Here is a 24672-nt window from a genome sequence, read left to right as displayed (position 1 = left end):
CCCGGACGGTGTCCGGTTCAGGCGCCCGGCGGGATGATCCCCTGCGCTCGCGCGGCCACCAGCCACTTCGGGAACTCACCGACGATCTGGTCGTACAGCTCGGTGTCGGACACCTTCCGCGGCTCCGCGCCGGCGTGGAAGAACCCGGCGTTGTCGACGACCCGCTTGTCCGGGACGGACAGGTCGTCGAGCTTGCGCAGATAGTCGAACTGCTTGCTCCTGGTGTCCCCGAACCCGATGAACTGCCAGAACAGCGGGAGCTTCGCCGCCTTGCACAGGTACCGTTCGGCGGCGAGCTTGTTGATCGGGCCGCCGTCGGTCTGGAAGACGACGAGGGCGGGTGCCCGCGAGCCGCTGTCGAGGTAGTGGTCGATGACCGCGTCCATGGCCAGGTGGTAGCTGGTCTTGCCCATGTGCCCGAGCCCGGCCACGATCCGTTCGATCCGCCCCTGGTGGTCGGCGAGCGCGATCTCGGTCTCGGCGTCGACCTCGGTGGAGAAGAACACCACCGGCACGGTGCCGTCGTCGTCGAGGTGCGCGGACAGTCCGAGCACCCGGTCGGCGAGCGCCTGCACACTGCCGTCCTTGTAGTACGGCTTCATGGACCCGGAGTAGTCGACGACGAGGTAGACCGCGGCCCGCAGCCCGTCCAGCCCGTGCTTGCGCAGCGAGACCCCTGCGCTCTTGTAGAGGCTGACCAGCGCGGGCGCGGTCTCCTCCACCTTGGTGAGACTGATCGCGGACATCCGAGCTCCCCCTTGCCGCCCCTTTGGACGTGCCGAGCGTACGTCACGGGAGGCCCGCCGCTCGCCCTGTCCCCAGGCGTTCGCTATTTTGTTCGCCGCCGCACCAACCGGCTCATCGATCGTCCCTTGTCCCTAGGAGCCGGCCGTGGAACCCGAGTCCGCCGTCACCACCTGTTACCGCCATCCCAAGGTGGAGTCCCATGTCCGCTGCACCCGCTGCGAGCGGTACATCTGCCCGGACTGCATGCGCGAGGCGGCCGTCGGCCACCAGTGCGTGGAGTGCGTGAAGGAGGGCGCGCGGTCCGTCCGCCAGGCCCGTACGGTCGTCGGCGGACGGGTGTCGGCGGTGCCGCTGGTGACGTACGTCCTGATCGGGCTCAATGTCCTGGCGTATCTCGGCGAGGTGATCCGCCCGGGGATCGTGGACCGTTTCTCGATGCTGACCGCCGGTCTGGTGGGCCCGGACGGCGGCCACTACGTCTACCAGTCCTCCTACCCGTCGGACTTCCACGCGGAGGGCGTGGTGGCAGGGCAGTGGGAGCGGCTGCTGACCAGCGGCTTCCTGCATCTGGAGCCGACCGAGGGAACGTTCGGCCTGATGCACATCGTGATGAACATGTGGTCGCTGTGGCAGCTCGGCCGGGTCGTGGAGCCGATGCTGGGCCGGGTCCGCTATCTGGCGCTGTACCTGCTGTCGACGGTCGGCGGTTCGGTCGCGGTGCTGCTGATCGCCGACCCGGGGGAGGGTGCCGTGGGCGCCTCGGGGGCGATCTTCGGCCTGGGGGCGGCGTACTACGTCCTGGCCCGCCGCGTGGGCGCGGACATGGGGGCGGTCAACCGCCTCATGGTCTTCCTGCTCGTGTGGCTCGCGGCCTCCGCGGCCTTCACCTCGTGGGAGGGCCACCTCGGCGGCCTGCTCACGGGCGGCGCCGTGACCCTGGCGTACGCGTATGCTCCCCGCGGACCACAGCGCGGGTTGATCCAGACGGTCGCCTGTGTGGCGCTGCTGGCGCTGCTCGTGGTCCTGTCGATCGTGAAAGTCTCGGAGCTGACCCGGTGAAACGAGCAAGGACCGTTGTGCTGTTCGCGGCCGTACCCGTCGTCATCACGGCGGCGGCCTACCTGCTCGCCCCCACGGACTCCGCCGACACCCCGGGACAGCCGTCGGTGTCCGCCTCGCAGCGGGCGCTCGAGGAGGCCAAGAGCCGTGCCGAGGAGGAACAGGCGGCGGACGACGAGGCGATCGCCGCCCTGCCGGCCGGGCTGTCCGCACCCGCCAAGAAGGAGCTGGCCCAGCAGCTCGTGGCGAGCGCCGAGAACTCCACCCTCGACTGGCGTTCCGCCTACGGCTACATCGAGGACATCGGGGACGGCCAGGGCTACACGGCCGGCATCATCGGTTTCTGCACCGGGACCCACGACCTGCTCACCCTGGTCGAGCGCTACACGAAGGCCCACCCGGACAACGGTCTGGCCCGCTATCTGCCCGCTCTGCGCGAGGTCGACGGCACGGACTCCCACGAGGGCCTGGACCCCGGCTTCACGAAGGCCTGGAAGGCGGAGGCCGAGGTGGCGGCCTTCCGGCAGGCCCAGGACGAGGAACGCGACCGCGTCTACTTCGACCCCGCGGTCCGCCTCGCCAAGCTGGACGGACTGGGGACGCTGGGCCAGTTCGTCTACTACGACGCCATGGTCTTCCACGGCCCCGGCACCAACGCCACCAGCTTCTACGGCCTGCGCGAACGCGCGATCCACGAGGCCGACCCGCCCTCCGAGGGCGGCTCCGAGAAGGCCTACCTCGACATCTTCCTCGACATCCGCGAGCAGGCCATGCGCACCAGGCACGGGGACATCGACACCTCCCGCGTCGACACCGCGCAACGGCGGTTCCTGTACGACGGGAAGCTGGACCTGGATACGCCGCTGACGTGGCAGGTGTACGGGGAGACCTTCAAGGTGCCTTAAGAGGAGGTCTCCTCGGGGACGTCCCGGGACGCGCCCCACGTCTCCCGCAGTACCCGCTCCGCCGGTTTGCCGTGCGGGGTGTACGCCAGCTTCGCGGGGGTCTCGCCGCTGTCCGGCCAGTCGTCCCACATCCACCAGCAGACCCCGGCCCACCAGTCGCGGCCGGTGAACGTCTCCAGCAACGCCCGGTAGGCGGCGGCCTGTTCGGCCTCCCCGCCGCGGTCGCTGAGGTCCCAGGCGTACGGCGCGGTGGTGGAGCCGCGCTGGCTGACGTAGCCGGCCTCGGTGAACAGGATCCGCCGGTCCTGGCGCCGGGCGAACGCGGCGAGCTCCTCGGCGATCGGCTGCCAGGCGCGGCGCAGGCGTGCGGTGTCCGCGGTGGGTCTGCCGGACAGCGGCCAGTAGGCGTCGACGCCGATGAGGTCGAGCTCCTTCCAGAAGCGGATCTTGCGGTACTCGTCGTAGTTGGCGGCGTAGGTCAGGGAGCCGTCGTAGTGGTCGCGGGCGGTGTCGACGACCCTGGTCCAGGCCTCGGTGTCGCCGCAGACCCCGGCGAGTTCGGTGCCCACCGCGAGCCGTTCGGCACCGGAGTCGCACTGGCTCTCACGCTGGCGATCGGACTGTCCGTCATGGTGAGCCAGTGCGGCGCGGACCCCGAGCCACGACAGACCGCCCCCTGGTCCGACGGCTCCACCCACGGCCGCTGGACCTCCGTGTTCAACGGCCACGGCACCAACACCGGCGACGACGACTCCCTGACGCTGTCCCCGATGCCCGCCGAGGACCCCGGCACCACCCATGCCGGGCTCGTCGTCAGCACCGCGTCCTACGACGACCTGGGCTTCGAGGCACGGATGCGCACGGTCGAGCAGCTGCGCACCCCGCACCCCAACCCGTGGGAAGTGCCCTGGCTGGTCTGGGCGTACACGGACCCGGAGCACTTCTACTACATCACCCTCAAGCCGAACGGCTGGGAGCTCGGCAAACGGGACCCGGCGTATCCGGGCGGGCAGCGGTTCCTGGCCACGGGGCACGAGGAGTTCCCGGTGGGCGAGTGGTCCTCGGTGCGGGTGGAGCAGAAGGGTCCGGTGCTCACCGTGGAGGTGGACGGACAGCAGCTCGTGAACTTCACCGACGCCGAACGCCCTTATCTCCAGGGCCGGGTGGGCGCCTACACCGAGGACGCCACGGTCGAGTTCGAGGGGCTCGAGGCCTCCTGAGCATGCGACGGCGCCTGCCGTCCGTCCGGTCGGGGACTGGGAAGGCAGGCGCCGTCAGTGTTCCGTACGCCTTTGTACGGGACGTTCTCCGAGGCCGGTCAAGGCCTTTTGACGAACCGTCAGACCATCAGGGAGCGGTCCGTCGGACGGATCGGGGCCGGCAGTTCGCTGGCGCCGGTCAGGAAGCGGTCGACACCGCGGGCGGCCGAGCGGCCCTCCGCGATCGCCCACACGATGAGGGACTGGCCGCGGCCCGCGTCACCGGCGACGTACACGCCGGGGACGTTGGTCTGGAAGTCGGCGTCGCGGGCGATGTTGCCGCGCTCGTCGAGCTCCAGGCCGAACTGCTCGACCAGACCGTTCTCCCGGTCGGTGCCGGTGAAGCCCATCGCGAGCGTGACCAACTGGGCGGGGATCTTGCGCTCCGTGCCCGGCTTCGAGGTCAGCTTGCCGTCGATGAACTCGACCTCGCTGAGGTGCAGCCACTGGACGTTGCCGTCCTCGTCGCCCTCGAAGTGGGTGGTGGAGACGGAGTAGACCCGCTCGCCGCCCTCCTCGTGCGCGGACGTGACCTTGTAGAGCATCGGGAAGGTCGGCCAGGGCTGGTTCGGCGCCCGGTCCTCGCCGGGGCGGGGCATGATCTCCAGCTGCGTGACGGAGGCCGCGCCCTGGCGGTGGGCGGTGCCCACGCAGTCGGCGCCGGTGTCGCCACCGCCGATGACCACGACGTGCTTGCCCTCGGCGGTGATGGGAGGCGCCACGAAGTCGCCCTCCTGCACCTTGTTGGCCAGCGGCAGGTACTCCATCGCCTGGTGGACGCCCTTGAGCTCGCGGCCGGGGACCGGGAGGTCACGGGCGGTCGTCGCACCGGCGGCGATGACGACGGCGTCGTACCGCTTGCGCAGGTCGGTCGCCTTGAGGTCGCGGCCGATCTCGATACCGGTACGGAAGCGGGTGCCCTCCGCGCGCATCTGCTCGATGCGGCGGTTGATGTGCCGCTTCTCCATCTTGAACTCGGGGATGCCGTAGCGCAGCAGGCCGCCGACGCGGTCGGCGCGCTCGTAGACGGCGACGGTGTGGCCGGCCCGCGTGAGCTGCTGGGCGGCGGCCAGGCCCGCGGGGCCCGAGCCGATGACCGCGACGGTCTTGCCCGACAGCCGCTCCGGGGCCTGCGGCTCGACGTCACCGCTGTCCCACGCCTTGTCGATGATCGAGACCTCGACGTTCTTGATGGTCACGGCCGGCTGGTTGATGCCGAGCACACACGCCGACTCGCAGGGAGCCGGGCACAGGCGACCGGTGAACTCCGGGAAGTTGTTGGTCGCGTGCAGACGCTCCGAGGCGGCGGACCAGTCCTCGCGGTAGGCGAAGTCGTTCCACTCGGGGATGAGGTTCCCGAGCGGACAGCCGTTGTGACAGAACGGGATACCGCAGTCCATGCAGCGGCTGGCCTGCTTGCTGATGATCGGCAGCAGGGAGCCGGGGACGTAGACCTCGTTCCAGTCCTTCAGACGTACGTCGACGGGGCGGGACTTGGCGACCTCGCGCCCGTGGTTCAGGAAGCCCTTCGGGTCAGCCATTGATCGCCGCCTCCATCATCTTCTCGGTGATCTCGGTCTCGGAGAGACCGGCCTGCTCGGCGGCGGCCTTGGCGGCGAGCACTGCCTTGTACGTGCTGGGGATGATCTTGCTGAAGCGCTCCACGGAGGTGTCCCAGTCGACGAGCAGCTTCTCGGCGACCGTGGAGCCCGTCTCCTCGGCGTGGCGGCGCACCACGTCGTGCAGCCACTGCTTGTCGGCCTCGTCCAGCGCTTCGACGGCGTTCACGTTGCCGGCGTTGACGTTGTCGCGGTCCAGGTCGATGACGTACGCGATCCCGCCGGACATACCGGCCGCGAAGTTACGGCCCGTCTCGCCCAGGACCACCGCGTGGCCGCCGGTCATGTACTCGCAGCCGTGGTCGCCCACGCCCTCCGAGACCACCAGCGCACCGGAGTTGCGGACGCAGAAGCGCTCACCGGTACGACCGCGCAGGAACAGCTCGCCGCCGGTCGCGCCGTAGGCGATGGTGTTGCCCGCGATCGTCGAGAACTCGGCGAGGTGGTCGGCGCCCCGGTCGGGACGGACGACGACCCGGCCACCGGAGAGGCCCTTGCCGACGTAGTCGTTGGCGTCGCCCTCCAGGCGCAGCGTGACACCGCGCGGCAGGAAGGCGCCGAAGGACTGGCCCGCGGACCCGGTGAAGGTGATGTCGATGGTGTCCTCGGGCAGGCCCGCACCGCCGAACTTCTTCGTCACCTCGTGGCCGAGCATGGTGCCGACCGTGCGGTTGATGTTGCGGATCGCGACCTGGGCGCGCACCGGCTGGGCGTCGGTGGCGCTGGACGCGGCCAAGGCGTCGGCGGCGAGCTTGATGAGCTCGTTGTCGAGCGCCTTCTCCAGGCCGTGGTCCTGCTCGATGACCTGGTGCAGCGGGGTGCCCTCGGGCAGTTCGGGCACGTAGAAGAGCGGGGACAGGTCCAGGCCCTGCGCCTTCCAGTGGTTGACGGCCCGCTCCACGTCGAGGGTCTCGGCGTGGCCGACGGCTTCCTCGATGGAGCGGAAGCCCAGCTCGGCGAGGATCTCGCGGACCTCTTCGGCGATGAACTGGAAGAAGTTCACGACGTACTCGGCCTTGCCCGTGAACCGGTCGCGGAGCGTCGGGTTCTGGGTGGCGATGCCGACCGGGCAGGTGTCCAGGTGGCAGACGCGCATCATGACGCAGCCGGAAACGACGAGCGGCGCGGTCGCGAAACCGAACTCCTCGGCACCGAGCAGCGCGGCGATGACGACGTCACGGCCGGTCTTGAGCTGGCCGTCGGTCTGGACGACGATGCGGTCGCGCAGTCCGTTGAGCAGCAGGGTCTGCTGGGTCTCGGCGAGACCGAGCTCCCAGGGACCGCCCGCGTGCTTCAGGGAGGTCAGCGGGGAGGCACCGGTGCCACCGTCGTGACCCGAGATGAGCACGACGTCCGCATGGGCCTTGGACACACCCGCCGCGACCGTGCCGACACCGACCTCGGAGACCAGCTTCACGTGGATCCGCGCCTGCGGGTTCGCGTTCTTCAGGTCGTGGATCAGCTGGGCCAGGTCCTCGATGGAGTAGATGTCGTGGTGCGGCGGCGGGGAGATGAGGCCCACGCCCGGCGTCGAGTGACGCGTCTTGGCGACCCACGGGTAGACCTTGTGACCGGGCAGCTGACCGCCCTCACCGGGCTTGGCGCCCTGGGCCATCTTGATCTGGATGTCGTCCGCGTTGACCAGGTACTCGGAGGTCACACCGAAGCGGCCGGAGGCGACCTGCTTGATGCTGGACCGCCGCGCCGGGTCGTACAGCCGGTCCGCGTCCTCGCCGCCCTCACCGGTGTTGGACTTGCCGCCCAGCTGGTTCATGGCGATGGCGAGGGTCTCGTGCGCCTCCTTGGAGATGGAGCCGTACGACATGGCGCCGGTGGAGAAGCGCTTGACGATCTCGGAGACCGGCTCGACCTCGTCGACGGAGATCGGCTGGCGGTCCGACTTGAAGCCGAACAGGCCGCGGAGCGTCATCAGCCGCTCGGACTGCTCGTTCACGCGGTCCGTGTACTTCTTGAAGATGTCGTAGCGGTTGGTGCGCGTCGAGTGCTGGAGGCGGAAGACCGTCTCCGGGTCGAACAGGTGCGGCTCGCCCTCGCGGCGCCACTGGTACTCGCCGCCTATGTCCAGGGCGCGGTGGGCCGGCGCGATGCCGGACGCCGGGTACGCCTTGGCGTGCCGGGCGGCGACCTCCTTGGCGATGACGTCGATGCCGACGCCGCCGATCTTGGTGGCCGTGCCGTTGAAGTACTTCTCGACGAAGGCCGAGTCGAGACCGACGGCCTCGAAGACCTGGGCGCCGCGGTAGGAGGCGACGGTCGAGATGCCCATCTTGGACATGACCTTCAGAACGCCCTTGCCCAGCGCGTAGATCAGGTTGCGGATGGCCTGCTCGGGCTCGATGTCGGAGAGGAAGGTGCCGGCGCGGACGAGGTCCTCGACGGACTCCATCGCCAGGTACGGGTTCACGGCCGCGGCGCCGAAGCCGATCAGCAGGGCGACGTGGTGGACCTCGCGGACGTCACCGGCCTCGACCAGCAGACCCACCTCGGTGCGCTGCTTGGTGCGGATGAGGTGATGGTGGACGGCCGCGGTGAGCAGCAGCGACGGGATCGGCGCGTGCTCGGCGTCGGAGTGCCGGTCCGACAGGACGATCAGCCGGGCGCCGTTGTCGATGGCGGCGTCGGCCTCGGCGCAGATCTCGTCGATGCGTGCGGCGAGGGAGTCACCGCCGCCGGAGACCCGGTAGAGGCCGGAGAGCGTAGCGGCCTTCATGCCGGGCATGTCGCCGTCGGCGTTGATGTGTATGAGCTTGGCCAGCTCGTCGTTGTCGATGACCGGGAAGGGCAGGGTGACGGTCCGGCAGGACGCGGCGGTCGGCTCCAGCAGGTTGCCCTGCGGGCCCAGCGAGGAACGCAGCGAGGTGACGAGCTCCTCGCGGATGGCGTCCAGCGGCGGGTTGGTGACCTGCGCGAACAGCTGGGTGAAGTAGTCGAAGAGGAGACGCGGACGCTCGCTCAGCGCGGCGATCGGCGAGTCCGTACCCATCGAACCGAGCGGCTCGCCGGCGGTCTTGGCCATCGGCGCGATGATGATGCGCAGCTCTTCCTCGGTGTAGCCGAAGGTCTGCTGGCGGCGGGTGACCGAGGCGTGGGTGTGCACGATGTGCTCGCGCTCGGGCAGGTCGGAGAGCTCGATTTCGCCGGCCTCCAGCCACTCCGCGTAGGGGGCCTCGGCGGCGAGCTGCGCCTTGATCTCGTCGTCCTCGATGATGCGGTGCTCGGCGGTGTCGACGAGGAACATCCTGCCGGGCTGGAGGCGGCCCTTGCGGACGACCTTGGCGGGGTCGATGTCGAGGACGCCGACCTCGGAGCCGAGGACGACGAGGCCGTCGTCGGTGACCCAGTAGCGGCCGGGGCGCAGACCGTTGCGGTCGAGCACCGCGCCGACCTGGACGCCGTCGGTGAAGGTGACACAGGCCGGGCCGTCCCACGGCTCCATCATCGTGGCGTGGAACTGGTAGAACGCGCGCCGGGCCGGGTCCATGGAGTCGTGGTTCTCCCACGCCTCCGGGATCATCATCAGCACGGAGTGCGGCAGCGAACGCCCACCGAGGTGGAGCAGTTCGAGCACCTCGTCGAAGGACGCCGAGTCGGAGGCGTCCGGCGTACACACCGGGAAGACGCGCTCGAGGGCCTTGTCGTCGTTGCCGAACAGGTCGGAGACGAGCTGCGACTCGCGGGCGACCATCCAGTTGCGGTTGCCCTTGACGGTGTTGATCTCACCGTTGTGCGCGACGAAGCGGTAGGGGTGCGCGAGCGGCCACGACGGGAAGGTGTTCGTGGAGAAGCGCGAGTGGACGAGCGCGATGGCCGAGGCGAAGCGGCGGTCGGACAGGTCCGGGAAGAAGGGCTCGAGCTGGCCGGTGGTCAGCATGCCCTTGTAGACGATCGTGCGCGCGGAGAGCGAGGGGAAGTAGACGTCGACCTCGCGCTCGGCGCGCTTGCGCAGCACGAACGCCTTGCGGTCGAGGTCGATGCCGGTGCTGGTGCCGTCGGCGACGAAGAGCTCGCGGAAGGCGGGCATCGTCGAACGCGCGGTGGCGCCGAGGAGTCCGGGCGCGACGGGAACCTCACGCCAGCCGAGGACGGTGAGGCCCTCTTCGGCGGCGATGGCGTCGATCTGCGCGGTGGCGTCCTCGGTGCCGTCCTCCGGCAGGAAGGCGATACCGACGGCGTACGCACCGGCCTCGGGCAGCTCGAACTCGGCCACCTCGCGGAAGAACGCGTCCGGGACCTGGGTCAGGATGCCCGCGCCGTCACCCGAGTCGGGCTCGGAGCCGGTGGCACCGCGGTGCTCCAGGTTGCGCAGAACGGTCAGCGCCTGCTCGACCAGCGCATGGCTCGCCTCGCCGGTGAGGGTGGCCACGAAACCGACGCCACAGGCGTCCTTTTCGTTGCGGGGGTCGTACATACCCTGCGCAGCAGGGCGAGCATCCATGAAGGACCACTTCTGGCCATTCGCGGAGTGCTGGGACGGCTGGCGCGGCGTACGCATCGGCTCTCCCGTCGTCGTCTCAAGTGGCATATCTGCGTGCCGAGGGACGACGTTGGCCCTCTGCGTGTGCGCAAAATTTCGTGCAGGTTACATGATGGAGCGGATCTCGGGAACCGGATACCCCGTTCCAACATGCGGACGCCACGGAGGTCGCGAAGCGGGTGTCGCGGACGTGGCTCGAAGTATGTGGGACCGAACAGGACAGATCGGTGTCCATCGGCCCAGGGGGCGGGGGGAGCGACGTCGCCCACCTCGCGGGTGCGCGGCAGGCGTCATTGCCCACAGCGCTTACGGCTCATGCCCAGTGGTTAAGCATTCGAAACCAGTGAGTAACGGCTACTTATGCGGCCCAACGCATAAGTTCCAGTCGGCCTATCCTACGGCCGTTCCGAAGACACTGCCCAGGGCGCACGTCACACCGGCCGCGGCACCACCGAGCGCGAGCTGCCGCAGTCCGCTGAACCACCAGCTCCGCGCGGTCACCTTGGCCACCACGGCACCACAGGCGAAGAGCCCGGCCAGCGCGAGCAGCAGAGCGGGCCACAGCGTGGTGGCACCCAGCAGATAAGGCAGTACGGGAAGCAGGGCTCCCAGCGCGAACGCGGCGAACGAGGACACGGCGGCGACGAGCGGGGACGGCAGATCCCCGGGATCGATCCCGAGCTCCTCGCGCGCGTGTATCTCCAGGGCCTGCTCGGGGTCCCGCGACAACTGCCTGGCCACCTCGCGGGCGAGCCGGGGCTCGACACCCCGGGCCTCGTAGAGGGCCGCGAGCTCGGCCTCTTCGTCCTGCGGATGCTTGCGGAGCTCGCGCCGCTCGACATCCAGCTCGGCCTCGACGAGCTCGCGCTGCGAGGCGACGGAGGTGTACTCACCGGCGGCCATGGAGAAGGCGCCGGCGGCGAGCCCGGCAAGGCCCGTCAGCACGATGGCCTGCTGCCCGACGGCTCCGCCGGCGACACCGGTCATGAGGGCGAGGTTCGAGACGAGCCCGTCCATCGCCCCGAAGACGGCGGGCCGCAGCCACCCCCCGTTCACATCCCGGTGCGTGTGGTTGTCACGGTGCGCCTCGTGCAGTGGCGCCTCGGTCTCGATGATGGCCATGCGGGATCCCCCAGGAAGCTGAGCCAAAGCTAAGTTTGGACTGATTCTAATTATCGACAACCAGACTCTAGACGCTGAAATTCCCGCCCGCCAGCAAGGAAAGGCTGGGCTAACCTGCGGGTTTACCGTCGAATGCGCATACGATCGGCAGTCCGCTCAGATGTCGACCGGGTGACGCTGGATCCCCTGATGCTCTGGTGACGTGTGCCGGTGGGACACATCCGCAAAGGCCCCGCGCCCTGTGCGGAGCCTCCGTAGGAGAGGCCGCGTATGGCATCCATCGCCTGCATTCCCTCGGTCCCGGCACCCGGGGACGCCGCCGGACTCCGCGAGCGGGCCCGCGGCGCACTGCTGGGCCTGGCCGTGGGCGACGCCCTGGGCGCGCCTGCGGAGAACATGAAGCCCTCGGAGATCCGGGCCCGCTGGGGCCGCATCACGGGATACGTGGCCGAGAATCCGGCGGGCACGGACGACACGGAGTACGCGATCTTCTCGGGGCTGCTCCTGGCCCGCCACGGCTCGGCGCTGACGCCGTCCCATGTGGAGGCGGCGTGGCACGAGTGGATCGCGGACCGGGAGGAGGGCCCGTTCCGGGGCGCCGGTTTCAGCGAACGCGGCACCCTGGAGAACCTCCGCAGAGGGCTGGCTGCGCCCATCTCGGCCCAGCACCGCCACGCCTGGAGCGACGGCCTGGCCATGAGGGCGGCCCCCTTCGGCGTCTTCGCGGCGGGGCGCCCGGCCGAGGCGGCACGGCTGGTGGCGATCGACGGCTCGGTGAGCCACGACGGCGAGGGCATCTACGGCGGCCAGGCGGTCGCGGCGGGCGTCGCGGCGGCGATGGCGGGCGCCCCCACGATCGCGGTGGTGGCCTCGGCGCTGGCGGTGGTCCCGGACGACTCCTGGACGGCGAGATCGCTGCGCCGTGCGGTGGCGGTCGCCCACCGAGGCGAACGCGCGGTCCGCTCAGCCGTGGTGATCGGCGGCTACCCCTGGACCGACCTGGCCCCCGAGGCGGTCGCCCTGGCCTTCGGCGCGTACGCGGCAGCCGACGGCGACTTCGTGGACGCGGTCCTGACCGCCGTGAACATGGGCAGGGACGCCGACACGACGGCAGCGGTGGCCGGGGCCCTGGCAGGCGCGACGAACGGCGCGTCCGCGATCCCGGCGGACTGGGCCGCGGCGATCGGCCCGGCGAGGGGCAGCTGCCTCCCGGCGATGGCAGGCCATCACGTACTGGACGTGGCGGACCGGCTGACGGAGGCGGTACGACGAGCCGCTCCCGCACCCGAGACCCCCTGGCCGCCCCCGGACCCGACGGCGTTCACGCTGGCGGCGGAGGTGGCGGAATGAGACCACCGGGACCATGGGGAGAAGGAACAAGCACAGCCGCAGCCGCCGACGGCGAGCAAGCCCCGCAAGGGCCACCCGGACCCGGCCACGAAAGCTGCACGGGTGGTGCGGGCGGGAACATCCGCGCCGAAGGCGTAGCCCAGGACCGGCGTATCGAAGGCCTCCTCCTCGGGCTCGCCGCAGGCGACGCCGCCGGCTGGCCCGCCGCCAGGCACCGCGCCGCCCGCATGCCGGACTGGACCCGCCGCCTGACCCGCGAACTCGACACCTTCGCCGAACAGAACGCGACGACGACCCTCCCCGTCCCCATCGCCCTGAACCAGCCCCCCGAGCCCCTCCGCCTGGGCCCATCGGACGACGCGGAATGGGCGGCTTTCACCGCGGAGGCCCTGCTCCGCGCCGGCGACGACACCGCCCTGGGCGACCTCAGCCGAGAACGCCGCGCGAGAGCCGCGATCGACCTCACCTGGAACGCCCTCGCCAGCGAGGTCGCCGCCGCGGCGAACCGCGCCCCCGAGATCGAGTCCGCCGTCCTCCCCCTGCGCGCCCGCATCTCGGTGAGAGCGGGCCTCGGCAACCTCGCCACCGGCCTGCGCCCGCCCGCCACCGGCCACGACAACCCCCACTACTTCGACGACGCGGCCTGCGTCCGCGCCTGCGTCCTCGCCGCGGCCCACCCCGGCAACCCCCGACTCGCGGCGGACCTGGCCGAGTTCGACGCCCGCTACACCCAGGACGGCGACGGCGTGCACGGCGCGAGAGCCATGGCCGCGGCCCTCTCCCTCGCCCTCACCGGCGCCGACATCCACACCTGCACCGCGGCCGCCCTCACCGAACTCCCCGAGGGAACCGAGATCGACCGCAACGCCCGCCACGCCCTCAAGCTGGCCCACGACGCCGAGAGCGCCTTCGCCCTGATCCCCCTCCTGGAACACCAGATCGTCGACCACGTCTACAGCTACGGCATCGCCGCGGCCGAAACGGTCCCGGTCGCCCTGGCCCTGGCCACCGCGGCGGACGGCCGGATCGCGGAAGCCGTACCGGCGGCGGCCTGTCTCTCCCGGGTCGCCGACTCGGCCCCCGCCCTGACCGGCGCCCTCACCGGCGCACTGGGCGGTGGACAAGCGATCCCCGCCACCTGGCGGGACGCCTGCCGCACCCTCTCCGGCTGCGCCCTCCCCCGGCTCACCGGCACCGACCTCGTGGAACTCGCCGAACTCCTGGAAGCCACGCAACCGGCCACACCGGGAGGATGATTCGGGCATGACGCCCAAAGAATCAGAAACCAGCCTCGAGGACCGGATCACCGGCGCCCTCGTGGGCGCGGCCGTCGGCGACGCCCTCGGCGGCCCGGTGGAGGGCTACTCCCCCGACCAGATCCTCGAACGGCACGCCGGCCGCGTCCACGGCATCGTCGGTCCCTGGAGCGGCGACGCCTGGCGCACCGCCCGCCCGATCGCCCCGTACCACAAGGGCGACGGCCACGTCACCGACGACACCTTGATGACGCACGCCCTGGTCAGGGTCTACGCCAAGGTCCGCGACCACCTGGACGCGTACGCGATCGCGGACCACCTGGTCCCGGACTTGATGACAACGCCGCGCTGGATCCCGGAGCTCGAACAGGAGGCTCTCCCCCTCCACCGCGTCTTCCTGGCGGAGAAGTGGCTGGTGACCCGCCTCCACTACGGCCATGTCGACCCCCGCGAGGCGGGCGTGGGCAACATCGTCAACTGCGGCGCCGCGATGTACATGGCCCCGGTCGGCCTGGTCAACGCGGCCGACCCACGGACCGCCTACGCCGAGGCCCTGGACATCGCGGGCGCCCACCAGTCGTCGTACGGCCGTGAGGCGGCGGGCGTCTTCGCGGCGGCCGTGGCGGCGGCCTGCGCCCCGGACGCGACCCCCGAGTCGGTCGTGACCGCCTGTCTGTCCCTGGCGAAGGACGGCACCCGGACGGCGATCCTGAAGGTCTGCGAGGCGGCCCAGGACCACACGGACGTCGAGTCGGCCCTGAAGCCGCTGAGGGAGGCGGTCGCGCCGTACGACACGGTGGGCCCCGACTACCGCGCCCCCTCCCTCGGCGCCCGCCGCCCCTCCCGCCTCCACGCGATCGAGGAACTCCCCGTCGCACTCGGCATGTTGCTGGTGGCCGGCGGCGACTACCGGCACGCGGTCCTGGGCGCGGTGAACTACGGCCGCGACTGCGACTCGACCGCGACGATGGCGGGCGCGATCGCGGGCGCCCTCGGCTCACCACCCCCGGACGACTGGGCCAAGCAGGTCGCGGAGGCCAGCCGCCTGGACCTCTGGGACCCGGCGACCACACTCACCGAGGTGACCCGGGAGATCTTCGAACGGGACGTACGCCGCCGTCGCGCCCACGAGTCCGCCTTCACCGCGATCGAAGGCCCGAGATGCTCCGACTGACCTGGGTCCAGCCCGAGGACCTCCTGGGCCACGAACTCCGCCAGGCGGCACTGGACGGCCGCGAGGCCTCGGTGATCGCGGCGCGATGGAAGGCGGCGGGCGGCGAGGAGGCCCCGCTGCGGGCGGGCGCCTCCCCGGAGCCCCCGTCCAGGTATCTCCGGCAACTGGCCAAGGACCTGCTGGACGAACTCGCGGATCTGCCGAGCAGGCTGGAGGACCACGAACCGACGGACCTGGCGAAGATCAGACGACTGTGCCCCGACTGGCCGTCCGGCACCGACGCCGTACCCCTCGTTCCCTGCTCCCGCTACGAAGCCGCCTGGCTGGGACGGGCCATCGGGTGCCTTCTGGGCAAACCCGTCGAGAAGCTCCCCCTGGAAGCCATCCGCGACCTGGCCAGGTCCACCGGCAACTGGCCCCTGAACACCTACTTCACCGCCCGAGGAGTCCCCTCCGACCTCCTGCGGGCCCACCCCTGGAACCGCCGCTCGGCCCTCACCTCGCTCGCCGAGAACATCGACGGCATGCCCGAGGACGACGACCTCAACTACCCCCTCCTCAACCTCCTCCTGCTCCAGCGCCACGGCAGGGACTTCACCCCCACGGACGTGGCCGGCCTCTGGCTGGACGAACTCCCCGCCGGCCGCACCTTCACCGCCGAACGCATCGCCTACCGCAACCTCCTCCTCGGCCTGAACCCCCCGCACACGGCCCGCCACCGCAACCCGTTCCGTGAATGGATCGGCGCCCTGATCCGAGCCGACGTCCACGGCTGGACCAACCCCGGCGACCCGGCAGCCGCGGCGGCACAGGCCCACCGGGACGCCACCCTCACCCACACCGCCAACGGCGTCTACGCGGCGATGTTCACGGCGGCCACGATCGCCACCGCGTCCACCGGCAGCCACGACATCCACTCCTGCCTGCGCACCGGCCTGACCGTGATCCCCCCGGCCTCCCGCCTCTCCCGGGCCGTCCACCACGCGATCCGGCTGGCCCGGCACACCGACGACTTCGACGAGGTCGTGGACGAACTCCACGCCACCTACGCCGACACCCACCACTGGGTCCACGCCATCCCCAACACCGCCCTCATCGCCGCCGCCCTCACCCACGCCGACGGCGACTTCACCGGCTCCATCTGCCGGGCGGTGAGCGGCGGTTGGGACACCGACTCCAACGGCGCCACCGCGGGCAGCATCGCCGGCCTCCTCACCGGCGCCCCCGACCGACTCCCCGACCGCTGGACCACCCCTCTCAAGAACCGCCTCGCCACCTCGGTCGCCGACTTCGACGGCACCGGCTTCGACGCCCTCGCCCACCTCACCCACCTGGAGGCTTCCCGCCCATGACGCACATCGCCGTACTCGGCAGCACGAACATGGACCTCGTCGCCTACGTCGCGAAGGCCCCGCAGCGCGGAGAGACCGTGACGGGACGGGAGTTCCGCACGATCCCCGGCGGCAAGGGCGCCAACCAGGCGATCGCCGCGGCCCGCGCGGGCGCCACCGTCTCGATGATCGGTGCCGTCGGCAACGACGCCTACGGCACCCAGTTGCGCTCCACCCTCGAACACTCCGGCGTCGACACAGACCACCTCCGCACCGTCGAGGGCCCGTCCGGCACCGCCCACATCGTCGTCGACGACGAGGGCGGCAACGCGATCGTCGTGATCCCCGCCGCGAACGGCACGGTCGACCACCTCGCCCCCGGCGACGACGGCCTCATCGCCAGCGCCGACGCCCTGCTCCTCCAACTGGAGATCCCGCTGGCCGCGGCCATCGCGGGCGCCGAGGCGGCCCGCGCCCACCGCGTCCGTACCATCCTCACCCCGGCTCCCGCCCAGCCCCTGCCCATCGAACTCCTCGCCGCCACCGACCTGTTGATCCCCAACGAGCACGAGGCGTCCACCCTCACCGGCCGCACCGACCCGCACGCCGCGGCCATCGCCCTCCTCGACGAGGTACCGGAGGTGGTCGTCACCCTGGGCTCCGCGGGCAGCCTCTACGTGTCCCGCTACGCCGAGCCCCTCACCGTCCCCGCCCCCCAGGTCACCGCCGTGGACTCGACCGGCGCGGGCGACACCTTCGCCGGCGCCCTCGCGGTGGCGCTCGGCGAGGGCCGGCCCATGCGCGAGGCCCTGAAGTGGGCGGCCGCGGCGGCGGCCATCTCGGTCCAGCGGGCGGGTGCCTCGGTGTCGATGCCGTATCGCCCCGAGATCGACAAGCAGTGCACGGCATGAAGGTCCCGCAGGGCACCGCCCCCCTCACCGGCCTCCGCGTCCTCGACCTCGCCACCCTCTTCGCCGGCCCCGGCGCCGCCACGCTGCTCGGCGACTTCGGCGCGGAGGTCATCAAGGTCGAGCACCCCTCCAAGCCCGACCCCTCCCGTGGCCACGGCCCGTCGAAGGACGGCATCGGCCTGTGGTGGAAAGTCCTCGGCCGCAACAAGCGCACGATCACCCTGGACCTCTCCAGGCCGGGCGGCCGGGCGACCCTCATGCGCCTCGCCGCGACCGCGGACGTCGTCATCGAGAACTTCCGCCCCGGCACCCTGGAGAAGTGGGACCTGGGCTGGGACGAACTCTCCGCGGCCAACCCCCGTCTGATCCTCACCCGCGTGACCGCCTTCGGTCAGTTCGGCCCCTACGCCCACCGCCCCGGCTTCGGCACCCTCGCCGAGGCGATGAGCGGCTTCGCCGCGATCACCGGCGAACCGGACGCACCCCCGACGCTCCCACCCTTCGGCCTCGCCGACTCCATCGCGGGCCTCGCGACGGCGTACGCGGTGATGACGGCGCTCGCCGCCCGCGAGCGCACGGGCGAGGGCCAGGTCGTGGACATGGCGATCATCGAGCCGATCCTGATGGCCCTGGGCCCGCAGCCGACCTGGTACGACCAGCTGGGCTACGTCCAGGAACGCTCCGGCAACCGCTCCGCCAACAACGCCCCGCGCAACACCTACCGCACCGCGGACGGCAGTTGGGTCGCCGTCTCCACCTCGGCCCAGTCGGTCGCGGAACGCGTGCTGCGTCTGGTGGGCCGCGAGGACCTGACCGCCGAGCCGTGGTTCGCCACGGGCGCCGACCGGGCCCGCCACGCCGATGTCCTCGACGAGGCGGTCGGCGGCTGGATCGCCGAGCGCACCCGCACGGAGGTCCTGGCCGCCTTCGAGAAGGCGGAGGCGGCCGTGGCCCCGATCCAGGACGTCCGGGACGTGATGACGGACCCCCAGTACGAGGCCCTGGACACCATCACCACCGTCGCCGACCCCGAGCTGGGCCCCCTCCGTATGCAGAACGTCCTCTTCCGCCTCTCCGGCACCCCCGGCGCGATCCGCTGGACGGGCCGCCCGCACGGCGCGGACACCCAGGAGGTCCTGGCGGAACTGGGCCTGTCGGAGGGCGAGTTGGCGAGGCTGCGGGAGGAGGGCGCGGTATGACACCGCTCACCTGGCTGTACGTCCCGGGCGACCGTCCCCCTGTGGTGGCGAAGGCCCTGACAGCCGGCGCCGACGTCGTGGTGATCGACCTCGAGGACGCGGTGGCCCCCGAGCGCAAGGCCTACGCCCGTGACGCCACCGCGGAACTCCTCGCCGAGCCGCAGCCGCTGCCCGTCCACGTCCGGGTCAACGCCCTGGACGGTCCCCTCGCGGCCGCCGACCTGAAAGCGCTGGCCGCCCTCCCCGGCCTGGCCGGCCTGCGGCTGCCCAAGGTGACCTCCCCGGAGCAGATCACCCGCATCGCCGCACACACGGCCCCCGCCGCCGGCGCCCTGTACGCCCTCCTCGAAACAGCCCTCGGCGTGGAGCGCGCCTACGAGATCGCCGCCGCCCACCCGTCCCTGCGCGGCATCGCCCTGGGCGAGACGGACCTACGGGCCGACCTGGGCGTACGGGACGACCCGGGCCTCGACTGGTCCCGCTCCCGGGTGATCCTGGCGGCCAGAGCGGCGTCCCTGCCTCCCCCGCCCCAGTCCGTCCACCCCGACATCCGCGACCTGGAGGGCCTGGCAGCCTCCTGCGCCCACGGCCGCACCCTGGGCTTCCTGGGCCGGGCCGCCATCCACCCCCGCCAGCTCCCGGTGATCGAGCAGGCCTACCTCCCCACGGCATGGGAGATCGAACAGGCGGAAACCGTCGTGAAGGCGGCCGCGGTGGAACGGGGCGCCCAGGCATTGCCCGACGGCCGGTTCATCGACGCGGCGGTGGTGGCGACGGCACTACGCACCCTGTCCCTGGCCCACCGGATCTGATCCCGTACGACGGTGAGGGGCGCCCCAGGATCCTGGGGCGCCCCTCACCGTCGTACGACGGATTCTCAGGTCTTCTTCGCGGACTCCGCCTCGTCCTTGACGTCGTCGTTCGCCTCTTCCGCGGCCGCGGCGGAGTCGGCGTCCTCGGCCTTCTCCTCAGCCGCGGTCTCTCCGTCGGAACCGTCCGAACCGTCGGCCTCGGGTTCCACGACCTCTTCCCGGCCCGGCCGCTTCTTCGCCGACACCACGATGTAGACCACCGCGAGCAGGAACACGACCAGCGCGGTCCAGTTGTTCAGGCGCAGACCCAGGATGTGGTGGGCGTCGTCGACGCGGAGGTACTCGATCCAGAACCGGCCCACGCAGTACGAGGCGACGTACAGCGCGAACGCCCGCCCGTGTCCGAGCTTGAAGCGGCGGTCGGCCCAGATCACCAGGACGGCGACGCCGACGCACCACAGGGACTCGTACAGGAAGGTCGGGTGGTAGTAACCCGGCACTCGGCCGTCCGTCGAGGACGTGATGTGCAGGGCCCACGGAAGGTCCGTCTCCCGCCCGTACAGCTCCTGGTTGAACCAGTTGCCCCAGCGGCCGATCGCCTGGGCGAGGGCGATGGCGGGGGCGATGGCATCGGCGTAGGCCGGCAGCGGGATGCCCCGGCGGCGGCAGCCGATCCAGGCGCCCAGGGCACCGAGCGCGATCGCGCCCCAGATGCCGAGACCGCCCTCCCAGATCTTGAAGGCGTCCACCCAGTCGCGGCCCTCGCTGAAGTACAGCTCGTAGTCCGTGATCACGTGGTAGAGCCGGCCGCCGAGCAGACCGAAGGGCACGGCCCAGACGGAGATGTCGGCCACCGTGCCGACCCGTCCGCCCCGGGCGATCCAGCGCTTGTTGCCGAGCCAGACTGCGACGAAGACGCCGATGATGATGCAGAACGCGTAGCCGCGCAGCGGAATGGGGCCGAGGTGGTAAACCCCGTGCGACGGGCTGGGAATGTAGGCAAGTTCCATGGCAGGTCCGACGCTACCGTGCCGGGCGCCGCCCACGGCAGGCAGCCCGGCTACGGGTCCATAACGGGAGGGCCGGAAGACCCTTACCCCTAGGGCCTGCCCGGCGGATCATGCCGGCGTCGCGGGGTCTGGCACGCACATCTGCCGCGTTGTCGTCACTCGCCGACGCTCCGCGTCGACTCCCTCCTCCGCCTTGCAGCTGCACGCACCAGACCCCGCTCGGGTTGCCTGACCTGCACCGTTCCTTGCAGCCGGCCTGATCCGCCGGGCAGGCCCTAGTTCGCCTCCTGCACCTGCTGCTTCAGCTTCGCCGGGGTCATGGTCTGGTCCTGATAGATGTTCTTGCCGTCGAGGAGGACGGTCGGGGTGCCGGAGAATCCGCCCTTGCTGAAGGCCGCCGCGGACTTGGTGACCCAGGTGTCGTGGGTGCCGTCCTCGACACAGGTGCGGAACGTGGTCGTGTCCAGGCCGTCGACCTTCTTCGCCAGCTCGATGAGCTTGCTGTCCTTGGCGAAGGCGTCGTCGGTCTCCTGCGGCTGGTTCTCGTACAGCACGTCGTGGTAGGCGGTGAACTTGCCCGCGTCCTGGGCGCAGGCCGCCGCGTTGGCCGCCTTGCGGGAGCCGGAGCCGCCCATGTTGCCGTCGATGATCGTCGCGAGGTGGTACTGCACCTTCAGCTCGCCGGAGCCCGTCAGCTCATGGATCGTCGAGCGGTAGGCGTCCTCGAAGGACTTGCAGGCAGGGCAGCGGAAGTCCTCCCAGATCGTGAGCGTGGACCTGGCATTCGCCTTTCCGACCGGAATGGCGAGGTTGTCGTCGCCGTTGGCCCCCGAGGGCGCCACGACCGGGCCGTCCGCGGAGTCGGCGGGGTCGTCCTTGCCCGCGTTGGCGGCGACCACTCCGATCACCGCCGCGAGGCCCAGGACACAGACCACGCTCGCACCCACGATCAGCGTCCGCCGTCGCTTCTCCGCGGTCTTCTGCTTCTCTCGCTCGACCGCCAGCCGCTCGCGGGCGGTGCGCTTTCCCTCACGGTTCTTCTCGCTCACACCCGCAGAACGAACCGGGGAGGCGCACCGCGCCTCCCCGGTCCCAGGTCCACCCGTTCGAGTGACCCGTACGAAATGTCCCGACCACGGCCGGGATCCACGAGCGGTTCTACGCCTGCCCGCGTACGCCCTTCGCCAGCTCACCGGCGAGCTCGCGGACGGCCTCGACGCCGGCCTTGTCGTCCGGCGCGTCCAGCATCCGCTTCACGAACGCCGAGCCGACGATCACCCCGTCCGCGAAGCCGGCCACCTCGGCGGCCTGCGCGGCGTCGGAGACCCCGAGCCCGACACAGACGGCCAGGCCGCTGCCGGTGGCACGGGTGCGCTCGACCAGCTCCTGCGCCTGCGCGCCCACCGACGCACGGGTGCCGGTGACGCCCATGAGCGAGGCGGCGTACACGAACCCGCTGCCCGCCGCGGTGATCTCGGCGAGCCGCGCGTCCTTGCTGCTGGGCGCGACCACGAAGACCGTGGCGAGCCCGTGCTTCTCCGCGTGCTCCCTCCACAGCGCCGACTCCTGCACGGGCAGGTCGGGCAGGATGCACCCGGCACCGCCCGCCTCGGCGAGCTCGGCCGTGAAGCGCTCGACGCCGTAGCGGTCGATCGGGTTCCAGTACGTCATCACGAGCACCGGCTTCCCGGTCGCCTCGTAGGCCTCGCGCACCGTCCGCATGACGTCGGCGATCTTGACGCCGCCGCGCAGGGCGATGTCGTCGGCGGTCTGGATGACCGGGCCGTCGAGGACGGGGTCGCTGTGCGGCAGACCCACCTCGACGACATCGGCACCGCCGTCGAAGGCGGCCTTGACCGCCTCGATGCCGCCGTCCACGGTCGGGAACCCGGCCGGGAGGTAGGCGATGAGGGCGGAGCGGCCCTCGGCCTTGGCACCGGCGAGGGTGTCGGTCAGCAGCTGGATGTTCCCGCTCACTTGGCGTCCCCCTCGATCTCGGCGGTGTCGGCGGCGTTCGCCGCGACCTCGGCGTCGGTGTCGTACAGGCCGAAGTAGCGCGCGGCCGTGTCCATGTCCTTGTCGCCGCGGCCGGACAGGTTGACGATGATCAGCCCGTCCTTGCCCAGCTCCCTGCCGACCTCCAGGGCGCCGGCCAGCGCGTGGGCGCTCTCGATGGCCGGGATGATGCCCTCGGTGCGCGACAGCAGGCGCAGGGCCTGCATGGCCGCGTCGTCGGTGACCGCGCGGTACTCGCCGCGGCCGCTGTCCTTGAGGTAGGAGTGCTCGGGGCCGATGCCCGGGTAGTCCAGACCGGCCGAGATCGAGTACGGCTCGGTGATCTGGCCCTCCTCGTCCTGGAGGACGTAGGAGCGCGAACCGTGCAGGATGCCGGGCTCGCCCGCGGTCAGGGTCGCCGCGTGCTCGCCGGTCTCCACGCCGTGCCCGGCGGGCTCGCAGCCGATGAGGCGTACGTCCGCGTCCGGGATGAAGGCGTGGAAGAGTCCGATGGCGTTGGAGCCGCCGCCGACGCAGGCGACGGCCGCGTCGGGGAGCCGACCGGCCCGCTCCAGGATCTGACGGCGGGCCTCGACGCCGATGACCCGGTGGAAGTCACGGACCATGGCCGGGAAGGGGTGCGGCCCCGCGACCGTGCCGAAGAGGTAGTGCGTGCGGTCGACGTTGGCGACCCAGTCGCGGAACGCCTCGTTGATCGCGTCCTTGAGGGTGCGCGATCCCGACTTCACGGCGATGACCTCGGCGCCGAGCATGCGCATCCGGGCCACGTTGAGGGCCTGGCGCTGGGTGTCGATCTCACCCATGTAGATCGTGCACTCGAGGCCGAACAGGGCGCAGGCCGTCGCCGTCGCCACGCCGTGCTGACCGGCGCCGGTCTCGGCGATGACACGGGTCTTGCCCATGCGCTTGGTGAGCAGGGCCTGGCCGAGCACGTTGTTGATCTTGTGTGAGCCGGTGTGGTTGAGGTCTTCCCGCTTCAGGAAGATCCGTGCGCCACCCGCCTCCGCGGCGAAACGGGGGACCTCGGTCAGCGACGACGGGCGGCCCGTGTAGTTGAGCAGCAGGTCGTCGAGCTCGCGGGCGAACTCGGGGTCGTGCTTGGCCTTGTCGTACTCGACGGCGACCTCGTCCACGGCGGCGACGAGGGCCTCCGGGATGAACTTGCCGCCGAACGCGCCGAAGTAGCCTTCGGCGCTGGGGATTTGACCCTCGGGGTCGGGGATGAAGAACTCGCTGGGCATGCGGAAACCTCACGGTGAGTTTGGGAAATACCTGATCGCCGTGGGGCGTGGGGTTGTCAGTCGACTGCGGGCCGTTAGTGGCTGGTCGCGCAGTTCCCCGCGCCCCTGACGGGGCGCTGCCATCGCATACCGTTTACCTGCCCCGGCTCATCTCCGATCACGTACCGCACCCGGCGGCCGTGCACCCGGCGTGCGGGGGCGCGGCAGCCGCGCGGACGGCAGCCGCGCGCGAGGCGGGCGTAGCGGTCCGTAGCAGCGGCAGAGGCGGTCGGAGTCATCGTCGGCAAGCCTATCGAATGATCAGCTGCGTCCGTGCCGCAATGCCGGGTGTTCGCCCGCCGCGACCAGGTCCGAGACCGCGGACTTCGGGTCCTTGCCGGTGACCAGGGACTCGCCGACCAGGACCGCGTCGGCGCCGGCGTTGGCGTAGGCGATGAGGTCGTGGGGGCCGCGGACGCCGGACTCGGCGATCTTGACGATGTGGTCCGGGATCTCGGGGGCGACGCGCTCGAAGGTGCCGCGGTCGACCTCGAGGGTCTTGAGGTTGCGGGCGTTGACGCCGATGACCTTGGCGCCGGCGTCCACCGCGCGCTCGACCTCGTCCTCGTCGTGGACCTCGACGATCGGGGTGAGTCCGATGGACACCGCGCGCTCGATGAGGGACTCCAGGGCCGGCTGGTCGAGGGCCGCCACGATCAGCAGGGCCAGGTCGGCGCCGTACGCGCGGGCCTCCCACAGCTGGTACGACGTGACGATGAAGTCCTTGCGCAGGACCGGGATGTCCACACGCGCGCGGACGGCCTCGAGGTCGTCCAGCGAGCCGCCGAAGCGGCGCTGTTCGGTGAGGACGGAGATGACGGCCGCGCCGCCCGCCTCGTAGTCCGCGGCGAGCCCGGCCGGGTCGGCGATCGCGGCCAGCGCGCCCTTGGAGGGGCTGGAGCGCTTGACCTCGCAGATGACCTTGACGCCGTCGCCGCGCAGTGCGGCCACGCCGTCCTTGGCCGCGGGAGCCTTCGCCGCGCGCTCCTTGAGCTCGTCGAGGCTGACGCGCGCCTGCCGCTCCGCGAGGTCGGCACGGACTCCGTCGATGATCTCGTCGAGCACACTCACGCGAGCGGCCCCCTTCCAGACGGTTGACAGTTCCAGCGACCAGAGAAAAGAGGTGG

At 71.1% G+C, this 24672-nt stretch carries 21 protein-coding genes; 10 read left to right on the top strand and 11 right to left on the bottom strand.

The window, feature by feature from the left end; all coding sequences use genetic code 11:
* Positions 1 to 17: 17 nt before the first annotated feature.
* The gene (locus QF037_RS34670) at positions 18 to 746 is read right to left on the bottom strand and encodes a vWA domain-containing protein (protein ID WP_307032085.1); all 729 of its coding nucleotides are present in this window, start codon (positions 744 to 746) and stop codon (positions 18 to 20) included.
* Between the two features lie 145 nt (positions 747 to 891).
* Between QF037_RS34670 and QF037_RS34665 the strand changes: the two genes are divergently transcribed.
* Positions 892 to 1806, top strand: coding sequence for a rhomboid family intramembrane serine protease (locus QF037_RS34665; RefSeq protein ID WP_307032084.1), 915 nt, complete (start codon positions 892 to 894; stop codon positions 1804 to 1806).
* A complete protein-coding gene (locus tag QF037_RS34660) occupies positions 1803 to 2711 on the top strand; it encodes a chitosanase (protein ID WP_307032083.1) in 909 nt (302 codons plus the stop codon). The genes QF037_RS34665 and QF037_RS34660 overlap by 4 nt, the downstream gene beginning before the upstream one ends.
* Here the strand turns inward: QF037_RS34660 and QF037_RS34655 are convergent.
* The gene (locus QF037_RS34655) at positions 2708 to 3280 is read right to left on the bottom strand and encodes a glycoside hydrolase family 113 (protein WP_307032082.1); all 573 of its coding nucleotides are present in this window, start codon (positions 3278 to 3280) and stop codon (positions 2708 to 2710) included. The two genes, QF037_RS34660 and QF037_RS34655, sit on opposite strands and share 4 nt — an antisense overlap.
* 60 nt (positions 3281 to 3340) lie before the next feature.
* Between QF037_RS34655 and QF037_RS34650 the strand changes: the two genes are divergently transcribed.
* Complete coding sequence (locus QF037_RS34650) at positions 3341 to 3931, top strand: family 16 glycoside hydrolase (protein ID WP_307032081.1); 591 nt, start codon at positions 3341 to 3343, stop codon at positions 3929 to 3931.
* A gap of 119 nt (positions 3932 to 4050) precedes the next feature.
* Here QF037_RS34650 and QF037_RS34645 read toward each other — a convergent pair whose 3' ends face one another.
* The 3 genes from QF037_RS34645 to QF037_RS34635 all read right to left on the bottom strand — a co-directional run bounded on the left by QF037_RS34645 (position 4051) and on the right by QF037_RS34635 (position 11206).
* Positions 4051 to 5511, bottom strand: a complete 1461-nt coding sequence (locus QF037_RS34645) for a glutamate synthase subunit beta (RefSeq protein ID WP_307032080.1) — start codon at positions 5509 to 5511, stop codon at positions 4051 to 4053.
* Complete coding sequence (gene gltB, locus QF037_RS34640; protein WP_307032079.1) at positions 5504 to 10102, bottom strand: glutamate synthase large subunit; 4599 nt, start codon at positions 10100 to 10102, stop codon at positions 5504 to 5506. Before gltB ends, QF037_RS34645 begins: the two co-directional genes overlap by 8 nt.
* A 372-nt stretch (positions 10103 to 10474) precedes the next feature.
* Positions 10475 to 11206, bottom strand: a complete 732-nt coding sequence (locus QF037_RS34635) for a VIT1/CCC1 transporter family protein (protein WP_307032078.1) — start codon at positions 11204 to 11206, stop codon at positions 10475 to 10477.
* Positions 11207 to 11476: 270 nt separating this feature from the next.
* On the opposite strand from QF037_RS34635, the gene QF037_RS34630 reads away from it, so the two are divergent.
* Genes QF037_RS34630 through QF037_RS34600 form a run of 7 tightly spaced genes read left to right on the top strand, consistent with a single transcriptional unit; the run spans position 11477 to position 19239 of the window.
* Complete coding sequence (locus QF037_RS34630; protein WP_307032077.1) at positions 11477 to 12556, top strand: ADP-ribosylglycohydrolase family protein; 1080 nt, start codon at positions 11477 to 11479, stop codon at positions 12554 to 12556.
* Positions 12553 to 13812, top strand: coding sequence for an ADP-ribosylglycohydrolase family protein (locus tag QF037_RS34625; RefSeq protein WP_307032076.1), 1260 nt, complete (start codon positions 12553 to 12555; stop codon positions 13810 to 13812). The genes QF037_RS34630 and QF037_RS34625 overlap by 4 nt, the downstream gene beginning before the upstream one ends.
* A 7-nt stretch (positions 13813 to 13819) precedes the next feature.
* Positions 13820 to 14986 carry an ADP-ribosylglycohydrolase family protein gene (locus tag QF037_RS34620; protein ID WP_307032075.1) on the top strand — a complete coding sequence of 389 codons (1167 nt, stop codon included), beginning with the start codon at positions 13820 to 13822 and terminating at the stop codon, positions 14984 to 14986.
* Complete coding sequence (locus QF037_RS34615; protein ID WP_307032074.1) at positions 14974 to 16338, top strand: ADP-ribosylglycohydrolase family protein; 1365 nt, start codon at positions 14974 to 14976, stop codon at positions 16336 to 16338. Before QF037_RS34620 ends, QF037_RS34615 begins: the two co-directional genes overlap by 13 nt.
* Entirely contained in the window at positions 16335 to 17228 is an 894-nt protein-coding gene (gene rbsK / locus QF037_RS34610) for a ribokinase (protein ID WP_307032073.1), read from the top strand. The genes QF037_RS34615 and rbsK overlap by 4 nt, the downstream gene beginning before the upstream one ends.
* Entirely contained in the window at positions 17225 to 18427 is a 1203-nt protein-coding gene (locus tag QF037_RS34605) for a CaiB/BaiF CoA transferase family protein (protein WP_307032072.1), read from the top strand. Before rbsK ends, QF037_RS34605 begins: the two co-directional genes overlap by 4 nt.
* Positions 18424 to 19239, top strand: coding sequence for an HpcH/HpaI aldolase/citrate lyase family protein (locus QF037_RS34600; RefSeq protein WP_307032071.1), 816 nt, complete (start codon positions 18424 to 18426; stop codon positions 19237 to 19239). Before QF037_RS34605 ends, QF037_RS34600 begins: the two co-directional genes overlap by 4 nt.
* Before the next feature lie 65 nt (positions 19240 to 19304).
* Here the strand turns inward: QF037_RS34600 and lgt are convergent, their stop codons facing one another.
* From lgt to trpC, 6 genes are all read right to left on the bottom strand, one after another.
* Positions 19305 to 20249, bottom strand: coding sequence for a prolipoprotein diacylglyceryl transferase (gene lgt, locus QF037_RS34595; RefSeq protein WP_307032070.1), 945 nt, complete (start codon positions 20247 to 20249; stop codon positions 19305 to 19307).
* 275 nt (positions 20250 to 20524) lie between these two features.
* A complete protein-coding gene (locus QF037_RS34590) occupies positions 20525 to 21298 on the bottom strand; it encodes a DsbA family protein (RefSeq protein ID WP_307032069.1) in 774 nt (257 codons plus the stop codon).
* Between the two features lie 109 nt (positions 21299 to 21407).
* Positions 21408 to 22226: a tryptophan synthase subunit alpha gene (trpA, locus tag QF037_RS34585; RefSeq protein WP_307032068.1), complete on the bottom strand. Its 819-nt coding sequence runs from the start codon at positions 22224 to 22226 to the stop codon at positions 21408 to 21410.
* A complete protein-coding gene (gene trpB / locus QF037_RS34580; RefSeq protein ID WP_307032067.1) occupies positions 22223 to 23506 on the bottom strand; it encodes a tryptophan synthase subunit beta in 1284 nt (427 codons plus the stop codon). Before trpB ends, trpA begins: the two co-directional genes overlap by 4 nt.
* A 74-nt stretch (positions 23507 to 23580) precedes the next feature.
* Positions 23581 to 23784: a tryptophan biosynthesis modulator TrpM gene (gene trpM, locus QF037_RS51095; RefSeq protein ID WP_373463854.1), complete on the bottom strand. Its 204-nt coding sequence runs from the start codon at positions 23782 to 23784 to the stop codon at positions 23581 to 23583.
* A gap of 22 nt (positions 23785 to 23806) precedes the next feature.
* Complete coding sequence (trpC, locus tag QF037_RS34575) at positions 23807 to 24616, bottom strand: indole-3-glycerol phosphate synthase TrpC (RefSeq protein WP_307032066.1); 810 nt, start codon at positions 24614 to 24616, stop codon at positions 23807 to 23809.
* Between the last annotated feature and the right edge of the window lie 56 nt (positions 24617 to 24672).

This window comes from Streptomyces canus (assembly GCF_030815415.1).
GTDB lineage: Bacteria > Actinomycetota > Actinomycetes > Streptomycetales > Streptomycetaceae > Streptomyces > Streptomyces canus_F.
Note: the sequence above shows the minus strand (reverse complement) of the source record. Positions and strands in the feature narration are given on the sequence as shown.